This window comes from Chryseolinea sp. T2 (assembly GCF_037203685.1).
GTDB lineage: Bacteria > Bacteroidota > Bacteroidia > Cytophagales > Cyclobacteriaceae > Chryseolinea.
On the sequence record NZ_JBBCAU010000002.1, the window covers coordinates 544,744 to 565,098 of the forward strand.

19 protein-coding genes are annotated in these 20,355 nt (G+C 42.1%); 16 read left to right on the forward strand and 3 right to left on the reverse strand.

The features are described from left to right. Positions 1-2 precede the first annotated feature (2 nt). The 16 genes from WBG78_RS07140 to WBG78_RS07215 all read left to right on the forward strand — a co-directional run bounded on the left by WBG78_RS07140 (position 3) and on the right by WBG78_RS07215 (position 17,616). Positions 3-863, forward strand: coding sequence for an ABC transporter permease (locus WBG78_RS07140; protein ID WP_337325707.1), 861 nt, complete (start codon positions 3-5; stop codon positions 861-863). A gap of 7 nt (positions 864-870) precedes the next feature. Beyond that, positions 871-2,157 (forward strand): ABC transporter ATP-binding protein, encoded by a 1,287-nt coding sequence (locus WBG78_RS07145; RefSeq protein ID WP_337325708.1) that lies wholly within the window; start codon positions 871-873, stop codon positions 2,155-2,157. Continuing rightward, positions 2,158-3,024, forward strand: a complete 867-nt coding sequence (locus tag WBG78_RS07150) for an FkbM family methyltransferase (protein WP_337325709.1) — start codon at positions 2,158-2,160, stop codon at positions 3,022-3,024. Between the two features lie 100 nt (positions 3,025-3,124). Next, positions 3,125-4,048: a nucleotide-diphospho-sugar transferase gene (locus tag WBG78_RS07155; RefSeq protein WP_337325710.1), complete on the forward strand. Its 924-nt coding sequence runs from the start codon at positions 3,125-3,127 to the stop codon at positions 4,046-4,048. Between the two features lie 59 nt (positions 4,049-4,107). Next, positions 4,108-4,887 (forward strand): class I SAM-dependent methyltransferase, encoded by a 780-nt coding sequence (locus WBG78_RS07160; RefSeq protein ID WP_337325711.1) that lies wholly within the window; start codon positions 4,108-4,110, stop codon positions 4,885-4,887. Beyond that, positions 4,887-7,124, forward strand: coding sequence for a polysaccharide pyruvyl transferase family protein (locus WBG78_RS07165; protein WP_337325712.1), 2,238 nt, complete (start codon positions 4,887-4,889; stop codon positions 7,122-7,124). The genes WBG78_RS07160 and WBG78_RS07165 overlap by 1 nt, the downstream gene beginning before the upstream one ends. 9 nt (positions 7,125-7,133) lie before the next feature. Next, complete coding sequence (locus WBG78_RS07170; protein ID WP_337325713.1) at positions 7,134-8,420, forward strand: glycosyltransferase; 1,287 nt, start codon at positions 7,134-7,136, stop codon at positions 8,418-8,420. A gap of 22 nt (positions 8,421-8,442) precedes the next feature. Then, complete coding sequence (locus tag WBG78_RS07175) at positions 8,443-9,444, forward strand: glycosyltransferase (RefSeq protein ID WP_337325714.1); 1,002 nt, start codon at positions 8,443-8,445, stop codon at positions 9,442-9,444. Then, a complete protein-coding gene (locus WBG78_RS07180) occupies positions 9,441-10,391 on the forward strand; it encodes a class I SAM-dependent methyltransferase (protein WP_337325715.1) in 951 nt (316 codons plus the stop codon). The genes WBG78_RS07175 and WBG78_RS07180 overlap by 4 nt, the downstream gene beginning before the upstream one ends. A 22-nt stretch (positions 10,392-10,413) precedes the next feature. After that, positions 10,414-11,544, forward strand: coding sequence for a hypothetical protein (locus WBG78_RS07185; protein ID WP_337325716.1), 1,131 nt, complete (start codon positions 10,414-10,416; stop codon positions 11,542-11,544). 19 nt (positions 11,545-11,563) lie between these two features. Continuing rightward, entirely contained in the window at positions 11,564-12,334 is a 771-nt protein-coding gene (locus tag WBG78_RS07190; RefSeq protein WP_337325717.1) for a glycosyltransferase family 2 protein, read from the forward strand. 4 nt (positions 12,335-12,338) lie between these two features. Beyond that, entirely contained in the window at positions 12,339-13,289 is a 951-nt protein-coding gene (locus WBG78_RS07195) for a glycosyltransferase family 2 protein (protein WP_337325718.1), read from the forward strand. Positions 13,290-13,375: 86 nt separating this feature from the next. Further along, on the forward strand, positions 13,376-13,879 hold the full coding sequence (locus WBG78_RS07200; protein WP_337325719.1) for an acyltransferase: 504 nt from the start codon (positions 13,376-13,378) through the stop codon (positions 13,877-13,879). A 63-nt stretch (positions 13,880-13,942) separates the two neighbouring features. Continuing rightward, positions 13,943-15,121 carry a glycosyltransferase gene (locus WBG78_RS07205; protein ID WP_337325720.1) on the forward strand — a complete coding sequence of 393 codons (1,179 nt, stop codon included), beginning with the start codon at positions 13,943-13,945 and terminating at the stop codon, positions 15,119-15,121. Between the two features lie 319 nt (positions 15,122-15,440). After that, the gene (locus WBG78_RS07210; protein WP_337325721.1) at positions 15,441-16,625 is read left to right on the forward strand and encodes an MBOAT family O-acyltransferase; all 1,185 of its coding nucleotides are present in this window, start codon (positions 15,441-15,443) and stop codon (positions 16,623-16,625) included. 10 nt (positions 16,626-16,635) lie between these two features. Then, on the forward strand, positions 16,636-17,616 hold the full coding sequence (locus WBG78_RS07215) for a hypothetical protein (protein WP_337325722.1): 981 nt from the start codon (positions 16,636-16,638) through the stop codon (positions 17,614-17,616). Positions 17,617-17,668: 52 nt separating this feature from the next. On the opposite strand, the gene WBG78_RS07220 is transcribed toward WBG78_RS07215, so the two are convergent. From WBG78_RS07220 to WBG78_RS07230, 3 genes are read right to left on the reverse strand one after another with little or no spacing between them, the layout of a single operon-like run. Continuing rightward, on the reverse strand, positions 17,669-18,226 hold the full coding sequence (locus tag WBG78_RS07220; RefSeq protein ID WP_337325723.1) for a serine O-acetyltransferase: 558 nt from the start codon (positions 18,224-18,226) through the stop codon (positions 17,669-17,671). Positions 18,227-18,262: 36 nt separating this feature from the next. Further along, positions 18,263-19,141: a glycosyltransferase gene (locus WBG78_RS07225; protein WP_337325724.1), complete on the reverse strand. Its 879-nt coding sequence runs from the start codon at positions 19,139-19,141 to the stop codon at positions 18,263-18,265. A gap of 40 nt (positions 19,142-19,181) precedes the next feature. Further along, on the reverse strand, positions 19,182-20,042 hold the full coding sequence (locus tag WBG78_RS07230) for a glycosyltransferase family 2 protein (protein WP_337325725.1): 861 nt from the start codon (positions 20,040-20,042) through the stop codon (positions 19,182-19,184). Positions 20,043-20,355 lie beyond the last annotated feature (313 nt).

Consider the following 20,355-nt stretch of genomic DNA (forward strand, 5'->3'; position numbering starts at 1 on the left):
AGATGGGGAATAAGCCAACAATCAATCAGTCCTGGGATACGATTTTAGTGTCAAAAACGCCATTGCTAAATTTCCCCGTGAGGGAGGTTTGGCGCTATCGTGATTTATTAATGATGTTTGTTAAGAGGGATGTTGTTACCTTATACAAACAGACGATTTTAGGACCAGTTTGGTTTTTTATCCAACCTATACTCACAACAATCGTATACATCGTCATTTTTGGTGGAATCGCTGGTATATCCACCGATGGTGTTCCGCGAGTCTTATTTTACAGTGCCGGTATAGTGCTTTGGAATTACTTCTCCGAGGTGTTTTCTACTACATCACGAACTTTTAAAGAAAGTGCAGGATTATTTGGGAAGGTTTATTTTCCGCGAATAATAGTACCTGTGTCCAAGGTTTTATCTGGGCTCTTAAAGTTTTTCGTGCAAATGCTTTTCTTCTTGTGCGTATTCTTTTTCTTTTCGTTCAAAGATTCGACAATCACGCCAAACTCGTACATCTGGCTAGTCCCTTTACTTGTGCTGTTAATGGCCGGTCTGAGCTTAGCTCTCGGAATTATATTCACTTCGCTAACTAGCAAGTATCGCGACTTAACTTTTTTAATTCAATTCGGCGTTCAGCTGCTTATGTATGCGACGCCAGTCATATATCCAATGTCGGCTATTCCTGAAAAGTATCGAATTTATATCGAATTGAATCCGATCACACCAATAGTCGAAGCGTTTCGTCATGCATTTCTTGGTACTGGTGAATGGTCGTGGATTGGACTTGGATATTCACTGATTGTCTCTTTGGTTTTAGGCTTTATTGGTGTAGTTCTATTTAATCGTGTAGAACGGACATTCATGGACACCGTGTAGAAATGCTATGGGAAAAGCAATTGAAGTTGAAAGTGTTAGCAAACTGTATAGGCTTGGAACAGTTGGTACGGGGACGCTAATGCATGATTTGAATCGTTGGTGGGCGGGTGTTCGCGGTCTAGACGATCCTTATGTCAAGATTGCAAGTGTAAACAACCGAAAAGAGAACGCTAAGAATGGTGAGGTTGTGTGGGCCTTGCAAGACATCAATTTTAGTATTGATCAGGGCGAGGTAATTGGGATAGTTGGTAAAAATGGAGCTGGAAAATCCACATTGCTAAAAATCTTGTCGCGAATTACTGCACCTACGTTGGGTGAAGTAAGAATTCGCGGACGGATAAGCTCTTTGCTTGAAGTTGGCACTGGTTTTCATCCTGAAATGACAGGTCGCGAAAATGTTTACATGAATGGAACAATTCTCGGCATGCGCCGCGTTGAGATTGACAGGAAGTTTAAAGAAATCGTTGAATTTTCAGGAGTAGCGAAATATATCGATACGCCCGTAAAGAGGTATTCGTCAGGTATGATGGTACGTCTCGGGTTTGCTGTCGCTGCATTCTTAGAACCTGAAATTCTCATTGTTGATGAAGTACTGGCTGTCGGTGACGCGGAGTTTCAGAAAAAAGCAATGGGCAAAATGCAAAGTGTTAGCGAGGGTAGCGGTAGAACAGTGCTTTTTGTTAGTCACAATCTCGCGGCAATTGAAAACCTGTGTCCTAGGAGTATTCTTATGAGCAATGGGAGAATAACACGGTTCGGAAAAACACAGGAAATTCTTGAGGAATATCTCAACGATTCAACTTCGGCATCGACTATTGGCATTGCTGACCTTGAGGATCGTAGAGGTGTTGGAGGTTTAAGATTTGTCGAAATATCCTTTCTTGATGAAAGCGGCAAATCGTTAAAATCATTTAGATCGGGTATGACAGCGGTAATCAGGCTTCATTACAAGGCCAATGATCCAAACACGACGTTCACAAATTGCAGGATAAGCATTGCTATTAAAAAAGATCTGAACCCCTTAATTGTTTTTTCAAGTGAACTTGCTGTCAAATCTAATATTAAATTAAAAGACCAAGGCCACATTGATTTCACAGTGTTTGAACTTCCGTTATCAGAAGGACAATACGATCTAAATCTGTTTATCGAGGGAAGCGGTGAGATCCAGGATTGGCTAACATTGGGGAGACATTTGGACGTTGTCAACGGCGATTTTTATGGCACTGGCGTAAATTATCCAATTGGTTGGCAGGGTAAGACAGTATTAGTAAGGCATAAACTGGAGATCTCTTAAATGTCAGGAATCAAGAATCTAATTCGAAGGATCCTTCGTGCAACTTTTAGCAAAGAATCCGTGATTCACTTTTTAAAAAGAGTCGCGCACCTATTTTCTATCGACCTTTTGCCGGTAGCTTTGAATCAAAGGGGCATCCTGAACTATTCTACTCCGGCGATTTCAGGAGAATTGTATTTTGTAAATAGTTTCTTACCAAGTCTTTTTCCTGAAGCAAATCGCAAACTCGTTTTTTTAGATGTAGGTGCAAACCAAGGAAACTACTCGATTCTGCTGAGTTCACAGTTCCCTGAAGCCCGCATCTTTGCGTTTGAGCCGAATCCTACTGCTTATCAAAAACTAGTTGAAAGTTTTAAGGGTGCTGAAAACGATAGAGCCAATATATATCCAGTGCCTCTTGGACTTGGATCTACACCTGAGTCGAAAACTATGTTTTCATATTCAGATGATCCGAGTTCTGAGCATGCATCCGTTCACAAAGGCGTTTTTTCGGATTCGAATAAGTTGAAAAGTGTTGTTGCAATCGACACGGAGTTCACGACTTTGGACAGTTTTTGTGAAATGAAACAATTTGATTGTATTGATCTGTTGAAGATTGACACAGAAGGGCATGAGTATGAAGTCTTGAAAGGGAGCGCTAGAATGTTAAACAACGGGTCGATTCGAGTTATTCAATTTGAATTTGGTGAGTGCAATGTTTATTCTAGAGTCTTTCTTAAGGACTTTTATGATTTACTACAGGGGTATGAGTTTTACCGTTTAGGCTCAAATCGATTGATACCATTGCGGACACACTCGGCGATTAACGAAATATTTCAGTTTCAAAATATTGTCGCAGTCAATGCAAAATGGAGTCACTTGGTATAGATGGAACATTAATTCAACTGTAGATTTTCTTTGAATTACCTTGGCGTTGTCGGTTTGTTTGCAAGAATGATCTTGCGTGGGGCATTCTTATAAAAATGATATGATTGGAGCGTTCGAGACACCGATTCTATTCGTAGTGTTTAATCGGCCTGAGAAGACGTCCAAAGTCTTTGAGATCTTAAGACAACTCAGACCGGCTAAACTATATATTGCCGCCGATGGTCCACGTGAGGGCAATTTGGACGATATAGAGAAATGCGCCAATGTTAAAAAAATCGTTTCCGAAGTCAGCTGGGATTGTAAAGTGCATACTCTTTTTCGACCTGCAAATTTGGGTTGCAAAATGGCGGTTAGCGGTGCTATCTCATGGTTCTTCGACAACGTTACTGAGGGCATAATACTCGAGGACGATACTGTGCCCCGTTTGAGTTTTTTTGAATTTTGTTCGGAGAGGTTGGCTGCATACAGGAACAACGAGGCAGTAATGCACATTTCTGGACATAATTTGTTGGGTAAGTGGAAGGAGAATAAACAGCGGGGGCACTTTAGTTATTTCGGGACGATTTGGGGATGGGCAACCTGGAGGAGATGCTGGAAGAACTATGATGAGACAATTAGTGCCTGGTCGGACTTACAGGTGCGCGAAAGAGTTTTACAGTTTTTTCCAAAAGAACATCGAAAGGATCGCGAGATTCTTTATGATAAACTCTATAAGGGGGAAATTGACACTTGGGATTACCAGTGGACCTTCGCACGCCTAATACGAAATGGGGTGTGTCTTATCCCGTCTGTAAATTTGGTAACTAATATTGGCTTTGATGCGGCAGGGACCCATCATGAGACAGTGCCAAAATGGTTTAAAGGTGAGACTTATAACTTGCCAGAGAACGGAGAGTATCCTAGAGACACGAAAGTGGATAAGGATTTTGATAAGGCGTACCTGCATGCCGTTTCGGGAATAGAAACTAGTCGACAACCGAAGGGATTGTACGGACAGCTTCGGAGTTGGTTTAGTCAAAAGTAACGCCGAGAAGGTGTATCGAAATAGAAACTGGCCAGGTTGCCTATAACTTAGCGTGTGGAATGAAAAAACAGACACGAAAATTGACGGAGCGGATAGAAAAACGGCTAACATCGTTGATTTTGGGCCAGCATCCGCATAACACAATATTCTCGTTCAATTATCACAATGTTGTGCACATTAACGCATTTCTACGTGAACAAGCGAAGCGAATAGGCAAGGTTGATACTGTGACTGATGTGGGAGCTGGTCGAAGCCCTTATTATCCGATCTTCGGGCATCTTTCTGAAAATTACATAGCTGTTGACCTAAAGGAAAGTTTACCGCATAAAGAGCATAGAAAGATAAAACAATTATATGGCCTTGCTGAAGACCTTCCAATGCAGTCGCAATCTTCTGACGTCGTTTTAAGCAACCAGGTTTTGGAACATGTTATAAATCCAGAAAAGGCAGTCAATGAAGTATTTCGAGTATTGAGACCTGGTGGATTTATTGTCGGCTCTGTTCCCCACATAAGTCCGGTCCACCTTGAGCCATACGACTTTAGAAGATTTACCGATTTAGGGGTTCAGAAATTAATGATGGATGCCGGCTTCTCAGAGATCGAGGTTTTCGGTAATGGCAGCATTTATCGGGCGTTTGCATTTTCCATGGCTATGGACTGGATGTTATCAAGTCGAAGACCCGGAAAAGCTCAATACTTCAGTGTACGTCGTGCCTTACTGTTATCGCCACTTGTTGGCATGCTAAACCTTGCGGCTATTGTATTTGAGTTTATAACCAGGAATAAGAATAGAAGCGCGGCCAACCTTTGCTGGATTGCCCGGAAACCCTTGGTTTAATGAGTGATGAGGTAAAGGCAAAAGCGATGAAGAGGATTTCAAAACTTGTAAAGGCATTTAAGTCCCGCATGATGTCCAGCAAACCGGGACAAAATGTGAAATTTTGGCGTGACTATAAACGGTTCAATAAATCAGGACCTTTTTTACGCGCAAATCGAATTCAGGATAAACCTTCTGTGATCAATCTTAATGCAAATGACATCTGCAATTCGAAGTGCGTGATGTGCAACATATGGCAACAGAAGCAGGACTATGAGATAACACCAAAGGACCTTTATAACATTCTAAGCAATGATCTGTTCAGTGAGGTGAGAGCGATTGGAATCACGGGTGGTGAACCGACATTGCGAGCTGATATCCACGAACTTTACGCAGCCGCTATTGACGCACTTCCTAAACTTGAGGGCTTAAGCATAATTACGAATGCCATTAAATCAGATGATGTTATAGAACGAATCGATAGGATACATCGCCTTTGCCTTGATCGATCCATATCATTTTCAATGATGGTCTCGGTTGACGGTGTAGGTACTGTACATGATTCAGTTAGACGGCGGGAGGGTAATTTTGAGTCGGCCATTCGTGTTCTGGAATACTTTAACAAGAAGATTGATACTACAATTGGATGCACAATATCAACTGTAAATGTTTGGGACGTTGACGAACTCCTTTTCTTTGTGCAGAAGAGAGGGTACAAAGCAAGATTTCGAATTGCAGAGTTCATTAAGAGACTTTACAATGAGGACTTGACGGTCATTCGAAACTTTGACGCAGACGAGACTTACCACTTGTTACTGTTCTTTCATAAACTCATGTTTAACTATGAAAAGAATCCTCTTTATTTAAGGACCTACAAAAGTATAATTAACCAGCTGATGGGAGGGAAGCGTTTAATAGAATGCCCCTATCAGAAAGGTGGTATGGTGTTAAATTCCAGAGGCGAAATTGCCTACTGTGCTCCGAAGTCTAAAATTATCGGAAGTGGCCTTTTAGGTGACAGCAGTCAGGTTTACTATGACAATCTTGATGAGAAACGTACGATTCTAAAAAACTATTGCGACTCCTGCATACATGATTATCACGATCAGTTTACATCAGAAGGCAAGTTTTTAATAAAGAAAGATACGTTTTGGAAACGCCATTTATCACTCGATTCTAAGACTTTTAATTGGATCAACACTTGTATTGTTGGTGAGAAATCCAAATCGAAAACCAGGCCAAAAGTATTAATACTGGGGTGGTATGGTACAGAAACAGTAGGAGATAAAGCCATTCTTGGTGGAATTGTTGAAGAGCTAAGGGAGACTCACTACAGATTTTTTGATCTTGAGGTTGCGAGCATATTCCCATTTATTACTGAAAGAACCCTTCAAGAGTTGCAAATTGAGGGAACCGTGGTCGCTGCTTACAGCAGGGATTTCGTTGTTGCCTGCAGTCAGGCTGATGTTATAGTAATGGGAGGCGGACCACTTATGGATCTTGAAGAATTAAGTATTCCTTTGAGAGGGTTTGAGATTGGGAAAAAATATGGAGCTCTGACGATTGTATACGGCTGCGGCCTGGGACCGTTGAGCTTTGAAAAATATAGGAAGGTTGTTAAGCGAATACTTAGACTTTCTGATGTTATCAAGCTAAGAGATAAGGCAAGTGCGAACTACGCAAAGGACACGCTTCGCATAGGCAAGGAGATTCAGGTTGTTAGTGATCCGGCAAAGCGTTTTGTTAATGCTCGCCGGATCGATGTGAAACAGGACAACATACTTCGTTGCTATCTGCGTGAGTGGACATACGAGTACAATGCACATCTATCAAAACAAGAATTTGCCGAGCAGAAGGAGAAATTTGAGCTCGCTCTTGCAAACTACGTAAAACGTAAGGCGAAGGAGTTGAACGTTGATGAAATATATTTTGAGCATATGCACAACTTCGCTGTGGGCAACGACGACCGAGACTTTTCACGGGTGTTTCTTGATAGGTACTTTTCTGACTTTAAAGATGTACCCGTTTCTTACAACAAACGCCTATCAACCGTGGATTCAATTGTTGCTTCAATGATGAGGTCGCGCTTCAACATCTGTATGCGTTTTCACGCAGTATTGTTCGCTCATACATTGAAGACCTCGTTTGCGGCAATTGACTATACGAACGGGGGTAAAATTCTTAATTATTTAAAGGACGCGGATTCGCTGGATCACCTGGTTTCTGTTAATACACTGCTTAAGAATTATGGTTCATAATGTAGTAGCATGTTGAAAGTCGTGCATGTAAGTACATTGGACAGCGGAGGTGCAGGCATCGCTTGCCTGCGGCTTCATGACGCGCTAAGACGACTAGCATTGATTGAATCTTCAGTTATTGTTAAGAACATCACCTCTTTTCATGAGGGAGTTCATAGGGTGAAAAGAGAGGAAGAGTCATCAATATCTACTATTCTTGACAAGATCGCTTTTAGGGCGGGTTTTCGAAGGATCAAAATTAGCGGAAGTGCTGAATTGAAGAGGTTAGATATATTGAAGCATTCCTTTTCAGACGTCGAATATTTCAGTTTACCAAGTGCAGACATAGACATAACACAGACGGATCAGTATAAGGCTGCCGATATTGTTCATTTGCATTGGGTTGCCGACTTCTTAGATTATGCAAGTTTCTTTGCAGCGAATAGAAAGCCTGTTGTTTGGACTTTGCATGATATCGCTCCGTTTTCTGGGGGGCTGCACTATGAAGGACTTTTTATCGGCGCCGACGACAATGGTCACGCGAGAACAAGAACCTTGACCAAGCTTGAAAATGAGATTCTAAATAGAAACCTTCAAGTTAAGGTGAATGCTTTGCGATCTACTTCGAATATCCACGTAGTAGCTCTAAACGAGTGGATGAGAGAAAAGGTAGCAAGTAGCGCTGCCCTAGGTCGATTTCCACATTACATTATTCCTAATGGTATTAGTCCAAAAATTTTTAATGAAAAGGATAAGCTTTCCGCTAGGAAAGTGTTTGGGCTGCCGACTGACAAAGTTGTAGCGGTGTTTGTGGCTGAATCGTTAGCTATTAAAAGAAAGGGATTTGAATTGTTAGTGGCAGCGTTGGAGGGCGGTGGAGTTGATGATTTATTCCTATGCACAGTCGGTGGACTTGAGAATCAATTGTCGGTCGATTTGCCGCATTTGTCTTTGGGAAAAATAACAGATGAGCGATTAATGAGCCTTGTTTACGCCGCGGCTGATGTTTTTATTATACCATCACTGGAGGACAACCTGCCTAACACAATGCTAGAGGCGTTGATGACTGGAACACCGGTGGTTGGATACGCCGTCGGGGGGATTTCAGAGTCGATTGCGGACGGAGTTAATGGCGTCCTTAGCAAGGAATTGTCTATAGATGGTTTACGAAAAGCAATAAAACGTTTTTTTACTTTATACGAGAAATTTGATCGCAGTGCTATTGCGGCAGATGCTGTTAGAAAATACAATAGCCAGAAACAAGCGGACAACTTTAGTCAACTGTATGAGAAAATATTAAGTGGTGAGAACCCTTGATGACTGAAACACTGAATAGACGATGGTAAGCATTATTCTTCCCAACTTAAATACAGATCACCGTTTTCTTATTGAAAGGTTGGCGAGCATCATAAATCAGACTGACAAAGAATGGGAGTGTATTGTGATTGACGGCCATTCTGAGAATGGCTCTTGGGAAATCCTTCAGGATTATGCATCCCGGGATCACAGATTCATTGTTTCGCAACGCGTTAGGAAGGGAATTTACAATGCATGGAATGAGGGCATAAAGCAAGCAAAAGGAGATTTTGTATACATTGCGCCAAGTGATGACACAATGATGCCTGAGTTATTGTTACGATTAAGAAAATCCCTTGAAAGGTATCCCGATTGTCAACTGGCGCACTGCAACCTCAGAATTATCAACGATCGAGGACTGGCGGTTACCAACTACGATTGGAGCATGTTTCCTGCTGCCAAGTTTTTCGACGACAACATAGGCAGGATGCATATTAGATACGCTCCTCATGACGGTATTCTGCATGCCTTTATACGCACCGTATATACTTCTATGACGCAGCTTTTAATAAGAAAAAGTGTTTTTGATGATATCGGACTATTCCTGGAAGATCACGGCAGCATAGCTGACTTTGAATGGGCTATGCGTGCAAGTATGCGGTACAATGTTTTGCACGTACCAGAGTATCTTGCATATTGGAGGATCCATGACTCCCAAGCGACTCAAACGAGCACAGAATTGAATCCACGGACTTATAAGACTCTACTCAAATGGTTACATAGCAACTTGACGTACTTGAAGACGTCTTCACATCACGAAATTGGCAAGGAGCAACTTGTGGCATTGTCACGAGTTTACAGACAGAATGCTTTTAGTTACTCCCTGCCGGGTTTTATCGCGCGCATACCGTTCGCGGATGCTGTTATTAGCAAATTGACCGGATTTAAATTGCGACCGACGACGGGGCTGCGTGAAGCGAGGCAATACTTTGCTAAAAACGGACTAAATACATTGGTAACTTGCGTTGAGAATACAAATTCATGATTGGAAAGTTAGTTAAATTGATTAAAGCGAATTTGCCGGTCTACAAAGCAAACACCAAACTTCGTAGCGAGTTGGGGGTGTGGAAAAAGGGCCTATATGAGCCGGGTCATTTCTATTCTCCAGTGGTAAATAAAGAGAGCATTGAAACAAATGCTTCCTTTGACTACAGTGATGTTGTCGGCGGAATAGAACTAAATGTCGAACAACAATTCGACCTTCTTAAGCGAATCGCGCCTTTGTATTCAGACTCTCTCTTTCCCGTGGATGGTACTTCTACATTCAGGTACCGTTACAACAATGATTACTTTAGTTTTTCTGATGGTATTTTTTTGAGCATGGTGATGCGCCATTTTCGTCCTTCAAAAATGATTGAAGTGGGTTCAGGCTTCTCATCTGCAGCAATGCTCGATACTAACGAAAAGTTTTTAGATGGTTCGGTGGATTTGACCTTCATTGAACCATATCCGGAAAATCGATTAAATAACCTCATTTCACCCAAAGACAAGTGTTCGGTAATTGTGAACACTGTTCAGTCCGTGGAACTTTCGCGTTTTGAAGCGCTTAATGCAGGTGATATTTTGTTCATCGATTCATCGCATGTCGCCAAGTATCAAAGCGATGTCAACTTTGTTTTCTTTAAAGTTTTACCGGTCTTGAAATCTGGTGTGATTATACATTTTCATGATGTCTTCTTTCCATTTGAATATCCAATTGAGTGGCTGAAACAGGGGCGGTCCTGGAATGAAGCATATTTGCTTAGGGCGTTTCTTATGTATAATTCAAATTTTGAAATAATGTTGTTTCCCTCATTGTTGGAAATGCACTATAGCCAATGGTTTCAAAAGCATATGCCAATGTGCCTGATCAAACACGAACGAGTTCGGATTAACAAAGAGATAATAGAAACTGAAATACGGGGCCAGTCCATTTACTTGGTTAAAAGGTAACAGTCATCTTTCAACAACTATCATGGTTCAACTTGGAGACGTTTTGGGTTTTAGCGTTTTTGATGCTCGTTCCGATGGACATGGTGGAGAAAAAAGGACAGCACAGTTAAAGGCAGCTCTTTCTTCCAAATGGAATTACCGTTTAATAAAATGCTCTTTCGACAATGTGTTCAATAAACCAATTGGCTGGGGTAATGCGCTGGCGGGAATTGGTTGCCTTCCTGAGCTTTCTGAGAATTTCAATGGACTTGCAGCTTCCACGTTTCGTGATAGAATATTTGAAGCAACACGATACAGATCTTTGCTAGCGTTAACGAGTAGCTTAACTGCTGAAATAGAAAGTGCTCGATTTTGCATGTGGGAATCAAATCTTCCGGGCTACTTATTGACCCCTTATGTTCTGAAAAAAAAGTTCGCTAAAAGGGTAATTGCGTGTCCCCATAATATTGAATCTCTTGTTCCTTTTCAGAAATTTAAGTGGCACAGTAAGGAACCTACAGCAAGGCTAAGAACAGAGATTGAGTCTTTGAGTTACTGCGACGATGTGTTTGTTATTTCTGAAGAGGAGCAATGGCTACTTAATTTATTCGATATTCCGGCGAAACTGCTGCCATTCTTTCCTAGTGATTCTGAGGTTGAAATGTTAACCAAAATTCGAGAGCAGAGGGAGCAGCGGCGGAGCACGCATTTTTTGATCGTTGGGTCAGCAATAAATCCTCCAACAAGAGAGCGAATGAAATCATTATTAACAATGATTTCCGTTTTGCAATCGAAGCTTCTTACCAAAGCGCAATTCAAGGTAATCGGATTTGGAACTGAAGCTTTTTCTAATTTCACGTCTAGCGGAATTATTATATTGGGTGGCGTTTCGAATGATGTTCTTTTCGATGAGATGATGAACTGCAGAGCTGCAGTTATCAGCCAAGGATTTAGCACAGGCTCCCTTACCAAATTTCCTGAATTATTGATAGCGGGCATTCCGATAATATCCGACGAGGGTAGCGCCAGGTCTTTTCACCGTACTGATGGAGTTAATATTTATCGTAATGAATCTGAATTTGTTGAGTTATTAAATGAAAACCTCGATCCGCCACGCATTCCGTCTAGGCCTCAGAAGGAAATAGATGAGTTTTTGAAAATTTGTATGTATTGATTTTGATAGTAAGAGTTTGATGGCGAAACCGAAGATTTCAATTGTTACCCCTAGTTTCAATCAAGGCAAGTTTCTTGAAAGATCAATACTGTCAGTCATAGATCAAGGATATTCGGAACTCGAGTATATTGTGATAGATGGAGGCAGTCTAGATGAGAGTGTCGTGGTTTTGCGTAAATATGAAAAATATCTTGCTTATTGGGTTAGTGAAAGTGACAGAGGACAATCGCATGCACTTAATAAAGGCCTTGCAATGGCGACTGGCGATATTGTAAGTTGGCTTGGTGCCGATGATTGGTATGAACCAGGTTGTTTTGAGAACATAGCAAAGGCTTACGCACAGGGGACCACAGATATATTAGTTGGTGATTGCGTCGTACACTATGCTAATACTAGCAAGGAAGTATTGCTCTCTCCAGACTGCCCCACATTCTCAAGCCTTCTTCGCTATTGGAGGCCGCAGTTTTGTCCTCCACAACCGTCGATTTTCTTTCCGCGTTCGGAACTAGATAAGGTCGGGTTGTTGGACGAAACCCTGCATTATGGAATGGACCTGGATCTTTGGCTGAGGCTGAGTTTGTCTTCCAGATTTCGACATGTTTCGTCTGTTTTGTCTCATTATTTGATCCACGAAGACTCGAAGAGCGGATCCGGTTTTAATAAGTTTAGAACCGAATGGCGGATGATTACTAGAAAATACCTCAGTACAACATCATCAATGACCAGAGCTGGCTACTATTTCGATTTCTATTTGGATAGGCTGAAACGAAAATTTCGATCTAAAAAGTAGTAAAATGTCGCCGTTGATATCCATCGTTATGCCTGCCTTTAATGCAGCGAAGTACATAGAAGCTTCGATGTCATCGGTGATGTCACAGTCATGTAAGGACTGGGAACTGGTCGTTGTTAACGATGGATCGACTGACTCTACGCAGGAGATTGTAGAGAGGTACGTCAAACTTGATTCTCGAATTAAGCTGGTAAATCAGACTAATAGGAAGCAGGCTGCTGCCAGAAACACTGGGATACAAAACGCGACCGGGAACTGGGTGGCGTTTTTAGATGCGGATGACACATGGCCCCCTAACAAGTTGACTGAGCAGCTTGAGGTTTCGCATCTTGGAGATGTACTATACACCAGCGGAGTCACATATTTCGAGGAAACTTCTTTGCAGGAACATTACCAAATACATGCAGGTCCTGTGAGTGGTCACGAGATGTTTATTATGTTATACGACTGGAATCCTATTCCCAATTTGTCAGTGATGGTAAAAAGGGAGTGGATTGAAAGGGTTGGATTCCAGAATGAGCACGCGCTGGTCGTAGGCTGTGAGGACTGGGAATATTGGATTAGGCTGGCAAAAAACGGAGCAAGTTTTTATGGCCTTGATAGAGAGCTGTTCATTTATAGAGTTCATGCTGGAGGTACCTCCAGAAACAGACTAAGAATGAAGATAGCAAAAGTGTATGCGAAGGCATGCAACTTAAACGCTGCAATTGACGATCCAAGAGCAACATCAATGTTTGTCATAGAGGTCGACCAACTTCTGCGGACACTACTTTGGGAAAATCGGACTGAAGATGCGACGCGGATAATCGAACAAAGCAGGAAGGCAGAGTCTTTGAGATATCCTCTGGAATACTTTCTCCTTACTTCTTGGTTTGCGCTTCCTGGGAAATTGATATTAGCTTGCACAAAACCTTTGTCTTTCATCAAGAGAATTGTTGTTAAATTTATCAACTGAGTATACAACGGACTTCCATGCACTTTATCAGACTTTGGATTTCTAAATTGTTTCGCCTGGTACTTCGGCAATTGCAGAAAAATGAAATGAATATCCTAAGGTCTAAGCCAAACGTTTTCATTCATCATTCTTTCAGGGCAGGCGATCATTTCAAGTTTGTCACAAAAGGGAAGGTCGCGGCGATTCAATTGGCTCAAAAAGTTACTTGTCGCAGATTTTGTACTTTTTTAGTATACAAGAATGCATCCCTCAAAGTAGGTCCGGGAGTGTTTTTTAACAATGGATGTTCAATCAATTGCTTACATCTGATTGAGATTGGTGATCAATCTATCTTTGGAGAGAATGTTCGCATTTACGATCATAATCATGCCTATAATACGTCAAATGGCCTGAAAGTGGAGGGCGACAAGTACACTACTGCTCCCGTCCAGATTGGTAAGAACTGTTGGATTGGCAGCAACGTGATTATACTTAAGGGTGTGACCATTGGAGATAATGTGATTGTAGGAGCAAATTGCCTGATACATGATTCTATCGCGTCAAACAGTATTGTCATGCATGAGGAACGTTTAATAATCAGAAGCTTGTAATCTTAATTGGTGATGAAAGACCAGGCCTTGCTGAATACTTCAAATGATTCTCGCATATTAATTTTGAATGGATCTTTTTTTGAAAGAAGTGAGACTTTCATTTATCGTCAGGTGGTTGGCCTCGGCAAGAAATTCAACTTAGTTCTTGCGGCATTCAAGTTCGTAAATAGCAATGGATTTCCATTGGAGAATATTGATAGGGCAACTATTCCAGCCAGATCCATATTGATGAATAGAGTGCTTTCAAGATCTTTTAGGTTTTTCCTTCGGATACGGCTACCCTTTGGCGCATATGGAGAAGTATTTCTTCGTCGCCTTTTGAGGAACAAGATTAGCCTAATACATGCGCACTATGGATGGACGGCAGTAAATGTGTTGTCACTGGCGCAACGAGGCAACGTACCCTTAGTTGTTTCGTTTCATGGTAAAGACGCCTCAGCCGCTCTCGAAGCGCGAGCATATCGGGATAAGTTGCCAGAACTATTTGATTATGCAAGTGCAATTATTCTTTGCAGCAATCACATGATCGAAACCCTTGCGCTCCAAAGGTGGCTGGGTAAAGTTCACGTCGTTCCATATGGTATTGACACGGATGAATTTCAAGAGAGGGCGGAAACGGCCGTTTATTCGAAGGTGCGAATTCTTCACTCGGGTCGGTTAGTAGCCAAGAAGGGAGTGCCTGATCTAATTCGTGTTTTCTTGAAATTGGTGGAGCAGAATCCTAGCATTGAACTCCATATCATAGGCGAGGGACCAGAAGAAAGCGAATGCAGGGCTCTTGTTCCTGACACTCTCTTCGCTTCAGTTTTTTTTTATGGCTCTCTTCCGATCAGGGAAGTTCGGAGTTTCATGCAGAAATCCGACGTTTTTGTATTGAATAGCAGGACTGACGATTCAGGTAACATGGAAGGTCTTCCTAACGCATTACTCGAAGCGATGAGCTGCGGGCTGTCTGTGGTTTCTACCAGGCACGCTGGAATACCAATGGCGGTTGTTGATGGAGTAACGGGGTTACTTGTTGCCGAACGCGACAATGATGAGCTCTACAACGCACTTGAGATGCTGTGTAGTAATATAGCGTTCAGACGACAATTGGGGAAGAATGCCAGGGCTAAGGTTATGTCTGAATTCTCGATAGCGAAAATGGAGTTGGGACTTCAGGACGTGTTCGAAAGCGTTTTAAATAAACAAGCGTCGCAAAGTACGGGGCAATTTTTAAGATTTGGGAAACGTGCCACATAGCTATTGATGCACTTCTAATGGTACACTGCATGTTATTTGAAGACTTAGATTTTATAACAACCTTATGCTCTTCAACTCAATAGAGTTCACAATCTTTTTGCCGATAGTCTTTTTTTTGTATTGGTTCATTACGAACAACAATCTTAGACTACAGAACCTTCTCGTTGTTGTAAGTAGTTTCATTTTTTATGGATGGTGGGACTGGCGTTTCTTATTTTTGCTGATCTTTAGTGCAGGGATCGATTTTGCTGTGGCAAGGTCATTGGGCTTTGAATCGGATGCCCGTAAAAGAAAGTGGTTACTACTAATTAGTATAATTATGAACCTCGGCCTTCTGGGGTTCTTCAAATATTATAACTTTTTTGCTGACTCGCTTGTATCGGCCTATACGTTATTCGGCAAGAGATTGGAGATTAGCTCGCTCCGCGTACTGCTCCCCGTAGGTATTAGTTTTTATACCTTTCAGGCACTTAGTTACACCATCGACGTTTACCGTCGAAAGCTGGAACCGGTAACAGACTTGATAGGCTATTTCGCGTTCATCAGTTTTTTTCCGCAGCTGGTTGCCGGACCGATTGAACGGGCAACACATATGTTGCCTCAGTTCCTTGTAAAGAGGCAATTCAACTATGCTGAGGCCTCAGATGGAATGCGTCTAATCTTATGGGGTTTGTTCAAGAAACTTGTCGTTGCCGACAACTGCGCAATTTTTGTCAACGCGGTATTTCGGAATCAGGATCAGGCAAGCGGTGCCGAACTGATCCTCGGTGTTTTCTTTTTTGCTTTTCAGATATATGGCGATTTCTCTGGCTATTCCGACATCGCTATTGGCACTGCACGTTTATTCGGATTCCGTCTGATGGTTAACTTCCGCACGCCGTATTTTGCGAGGGACATTGCAGAATTTTGGCGGCGATGGCATATTTCTCTTACAACGTGGTTCAGGGACTACGTCTATATTCCACTGGGAGGTTCGAGAAATGGACGCTGGTCCGCTGTTAAAAATACCTTTGTTGTATTCCTGCTTAGTGGCTTCTGGCATGGTGCCAATTGGACATTCATTGTTTGGGGTGGATTGAATGCCCTCTATTTCCTTCCATTATTGTTGACAGATCGCAACCGGCGAAATATGGATACAGTTGCTAACGGCCGGTATTTTCCCTCACTCAAGGAATTGTTCCAAATCGTACTCACGTTCGCACAGGTCTGTTTTGCGTGGATATTTTTTCGTGCGGCCAATGTTTCTTCAGCGTGGTCATACATTAAATTGATTTTTTCTCCTGGAGGTGGCATTAATGAGACGGGTATTGGTGTTGGTCTGCTCTTCATGGGAATAATTGTCCTGATCATTTTTGAATGGTTGTTCAGGGAAAGTGAAGTCCCATTTGCTCGTTGGTCAAATAGCCGTTTTACCAGGTACACGGTATATTCGGCAATAGTTATCCTGATACTATTTTTTGGTGCATATGTGAATCCTCAGTCATTCATTTATTTCCAGTTTTAAACGATGAGCATTGAAGCATTTTATTAGAAACATTGCAATAGGAGTTGGCATATTGATAGCCTTTATATTTTGCTGGGGACGGTTCTGCGACTGGTATTTCGCGGAAACAAAATATTTTGACGATAAGACCAACAAGCGTGCCTGGGCACTGAAGCTCGAGGACAGAAAGTATGACTATGGCGTTCTTGGTTCAAGCAGGGCGTACTCATCGTTCGACATGGTAAGCCTGAATAGTCTTCTTGGATTGAAAGGAGTTAACCTTGGAGCAAACGGATCAGGTTATGTGGATAATTTTCTTGTTTTGTATTTGTTTCTTGCAAATGGGAATGTGATAGATACCTTATTTCTCCAGGTAGACATATATTCTCTGGATTCAAAGGCAAACTTCAGTAATGCCTTCCATACTTACCAGTTCCTTCCATACTGGCGCGACAGCATTGTCGCGAACAGTCTTTACCCCTATCTCGATGCAAAAGAGAGACTCTTATGGGAGTACCTTCCAGACATCAGATATTTCAAATTCAATAAGTACTTCTCACCGAAGGAAGTGGTCAGGCGATACCAGTTTAGTAAGCAGCACGTGTCTGGTTTTGACAAGACATTTGGCGGACCTCCCGGGGAGTCTTTTGAAGAAGGAGGGAATAAAATGTCTGCTGATAGAGAAGCAAAAGAGCGATCATTTGACGATTTAGATGTCGCTTACCTGTTGAAGATTATTCAGCTGTGTAAAGCGAACTATATCTATCTCGTTGCGTATAAGGCTCCCGAACTCAGCATTAGTCTGAAGAACACGTCGAATTATTCAGCCCTTCAGGCAGAAATCGACGAAATGTTGACACAGCGAAATGTGCCTTACATCGAATTTAATGAGGTCAGTGCTGGCGATGCTGACAGTTTTTCTGATCCTACTCATTTGAACTCAAGGGGGCGAGAGGCGTTTACAAAAAGTTTTTCAACTGAATTTCTTCGATTGAAATCAGAGAGTTTCTGAAACTCAGGTGGAGAAGGTTGTTCGTTTCGAGCCTACGGATTGTACAGAGATGCTAGTCAAGTATATTGTTGACGTACCCTTCGCTCCCTGACATATTAATAACTTTTGCAGGATTACCCATTACGAGGGCGTGTGGAGGGACATCAAAATTAACGAAACTCAGGGGCGCGATTAAAGCATCATTGCCAATGGTGATGTTTCCGACAATTACAGAATTGGCTCCAATCCAGACCCGGTCGCCAATTACAGGAGTTCCTTTCTTTTTCCCCCTGCTCGTCGAACCTATTGTGACTCCCTGAGCAATGTTGCAATTCTTTCCGATCTGCACACCCATATTGACTACAATGTTGCCGTAGTGACCGATGTAGAGACCAGGTGCAATTCTTACCCTATGAGGTATCTGAAGTCCAAACCGAATGCTTGTGCATTTATACATAAGCCTCGCTACAATTCCAATCGGATTCAACGCACTGGTATGCTCGCAGATCCTTTTTGTGAAAATCAGCCTGAAGCCTGGTATCGAGAGGAATGCCTTCACAAAAGCTCCAAGACCAGCGCCTGCCTTATAACGGAACAGGTCTTTTTTAATCTTATGTATGATCACCTTCATTGCAGTCGCTGACTATCAAACCAACTAACGGTCGGGTTATTTTTTTGCGCTCGAAGGAATAACCCGTTTTCCCATTCTTCCAGTAGCGCCATCGATAAGCGCTTTAATTTTCATTCGAAGTCTAAGTCGCTTATTGTCCTGTGTAAATACTATACTTGCTATCTTCTTTGCCTCCAGAAGTGCAAAGCTGGAAACAGCCGAAAAGGATTTTCGCTTCAAAGCAAAGTAAAGTTGGTTCCTCGTTACATAGTACATTCTCCACGCTGGAACGCCTTTAGCACTGCCCATTTTAGGATCTTCAATCAATCCTGCCGGTAACGTATAGATTTCATAGCCAGCGTCGAGTGCACGGAGACAAAAGTCAAATTCATATACTCCCATGAAGAATCTTGCGTCACATGTTCCTATCTGCCTGATCACACCAACATTGATAATACACCCATCAAAGGTGATCAAGTCTGTTTTTATCGGAATATTGCTCTTCTCAACCCACTTTGTGATGCGTTTTCCTCTCCAATATGAAGCTTCAGACTTGCCGTTTCTCAGCATGCCCATTTTCAGCATGCCAATTTTTTCGGACTTTGATTCAAGGTCTTGAAGCGCAGTGGCCATCAATTCTTTAGCACCGGATTTGGGATGGCTGTCATCGTTATATAACCATATGTAGTCGTATTGATGTTCGAGTGCATATTGCATAGCTACCGCAAATCCTCCGGCTGACCCAATGTTCTCTGGATTTTGGACGAGTCGTATTTTGGGAAACTGAAGTTTCAGTTGTTCCTGCGTTCCATCATCACTATTGTTGTCAACGACGAGAATATTGGATTCATCAATATGTGAATTGACATGTTCTTTGATGCTGTTTAACAAGGTGGCACATCGGTTAAATGTTACAATGCCGACGAGCAATTTCATTTTAAAGGACTTGTTAGTTTAATAATGATGATAAAATGGCTTAGGATCCAATTCGTATGGTCTTCAGGTTCAGGACATACCGGGCGAGTCGGGCCAGATTCTTAAAACTCCGCTCGGTGGCATAGGCTTTTCGTGCAAATGCAATTGCCTCCCTACGCTTTCCAATCATGAATGCGTTGAACGCAATATTCCCCTCCATGGTGCTTCTGATCTTTTGTTCCTTAAAGCTCCCGTTATAGTGTTTGCTATAGCAGTAAAGATACCCTTCATACTTGGCAGCAAAATCAGTCCTGATACGATGACCTGGATGGATATGTACCTTTAATAGTGGCGTCTTAAGGATATGCGTCTTTATGCCGTTTTCCTGAAAGTAAGGCTTGAGCCTGTAAGATAATTCAGTTTGTTGGTTAGCTCTTAAGACTGGATCAAATCCCCCCACCGCATCAAAAATCTTCTTTTGGATAATATAAGTTCCGCTCATGTATTGTCCTCCTGTAAACGCATCGTTTTGTCGGGGAATGATTACTCTGTTAAGCGAGCCGTCAGGATTGTAATATTCTACGCCGCAGGAAACCATCAGATGCCCTTCCCGAATCGAAGCAGAAAGTACTTCCAGCCATTCGGGTTTTACCTCGTCGTCACTGTCCAGGAAGGTGATCCAGTCATATCGGGAATTAGCTACGCCGACGTTTCTGGTATGGGCTGCTCCTGAATTTTCTTTAGGAATATACTTTACCCGGAGGTCACTCAGGAAAGGTTTGACAGCCTCAGATGTATTATCTTTTGATCCATCATCGACAATGACTAATTCCCATTCCTTAAAAGTTTGGTTGGTAACACTTTGAATAGCTCGAACCACCAGTTGAGCGCGATTGTGGGTAGGTAAGATGATAGAAATCATTGAACAAACATAACCAGTTTACCGGTTTGAAACCTGAGTCAAACCGAGTGGTAAATATACACAAATTGGCACCTCTGGAATGCCGGAATTACTTTTGAAAGGGCCGGGAAATCCCTTCGGACGGCGTCGATTTATTGCTTTGAGATTCAAATGATTAAGGTGCCTGTCTCGATATTAGGATTAAAATTATTGACTTGCTGAATGTATCCGCACTCGTACTATTGAGCCTGGCGCTGCAATATCAATTTGTCAGTTCGGTTTGTTGGGTGTAAATTGAACCCTCTCTTATATAGTAACGACAGTAGTACATTGA

What these genes read in the sequence shown, in the direction of transcription:
- WBG78_RS07140 (WP_337325707.1), top strand. Translation starts at nt 3, where the DNA reads ATGGGGAATAAGCCAACAATCAATCAGTCCTGGGATACGATTTTAGTG.
- WBG78_RS07145 (WP_337325708.1), top strand. Translation starts at nt 871, where the DNA reads ATGGGAAAAGCAATTGAAGTTGAAAGTGTTAGCAAACTGTATAGGCTT.
- WBG78_RS07150 (WP_337325709.1), top strand. Translation starts at nt 2,158, where the DNA reads ATGTCAGGAATCAAGAATCTAATTCGAAGGATCCTTCGTGCAACTTTT.
- WBG78_RS07155 (WP_337325710.1), top strand. Translation starts at nt 3,125, where the DNA reads ATGATTGGAGCGTTCGAGACACCGATTCTATTCGTAGTGTTTAATCGG.
- WBG78_RS07160 (WP_337325711.1), top strand. Translation starts at nt 4,108, where the DNA reads ATGAAAAAACAGACACGAAAATTGACGGAGCGGATAGAAAAACGGCTA.
- WBG78_RS07165 (WP_337325712.1), top strand. Translation starts at nt 4,887, where the DNA reads ATGAGTGATGAGGTAAAGGCAAAAGCGATGAAGAGGATTTCAAAACTT.
- WBG78_RS07170 (WP_337325713.1), top strand. Translation starts at nt 7,134, where the DNA reads ATGTTGAAAGTCGTGCATGTAAGTACATTGGACAGCGGAGGTGCAGGC.
- WBG78_RS07175 (WP_337325714.1), top strand. Translation starts at nt 8,443, where the DNA reads ATGGTAAGCATTATTCTTCCCAACTTAAATACAGATCACCGTTTTCTT.
- WBG78_RS07180 (WP_337325715.1), top strand. Translation starts at nt 9,441, where the DNA reads ATGATTGGAAAGTTAGTTAAATTGATTAAAGCGAATTTGCCGGTCTAC.
- WBG78_RS07185 (WP_337325716.1), top strand. Translation starts at nt 10,414, where the DNA reads ATGGTTCAACTTGGAGACGTTTTGGGTTTTAGCGTTTTTGATGCTCGT.
- WBG78_RS07190 (WP_337325717.1), top strand. Translation starts at nt 11,564, where the DNA reads ATGGCGAAACCGAAGATTTCAATTGTTACCCCTAGTTTCAATCAAGGC.
- WBG78_RS07195 (WP_337325718.1), top strand. Translation starts at nt 12,339, where the DNA reads ATGTCGCCGTTGATATCCATCGTTATGCCTGCCTTTAATGCAGCGAAG.
- WBG78_RS07200 (WP_337325719.1), top strand. Translation starts at nt 13,376, where the DNA reads ATGAATATCCTAAGGTCTAAGCCAAACGTTTTCATTCATCATTCTTTC.
- WBG78_RS07210 (WP_337325721.1), top strand. Translation starts at nt 15,441, where the DNA reads ATGAACCTCGGCCTTCTGGGGTTCTTCAAATATTATAACTTTTTTGCT.
- WBG78_RS07220 (WP_337325723.1), bottom strand. Translation starts at nt 18,226, where the DNA reads ATGAAGGTGATCATACATAAGATTAAAAAAGACCTGTTCCGTTATAAG.
- WBG78_RS07225 (WP_337325724.1), bottom strand. Translation starts at nt 19,141, where the DNA reads ATGAAATTGCTCGTCGGCATTGTAACATTTAACCGATGTGCCACCTTG.
- WBG78_RS07230 (WP_337325725.1), bottom strand. Translation starts at nt 20,042, where the DNA reads ATGATTTCTATCATCTTACCTACCCACAATCGCGCTCAACTGGTGGTT.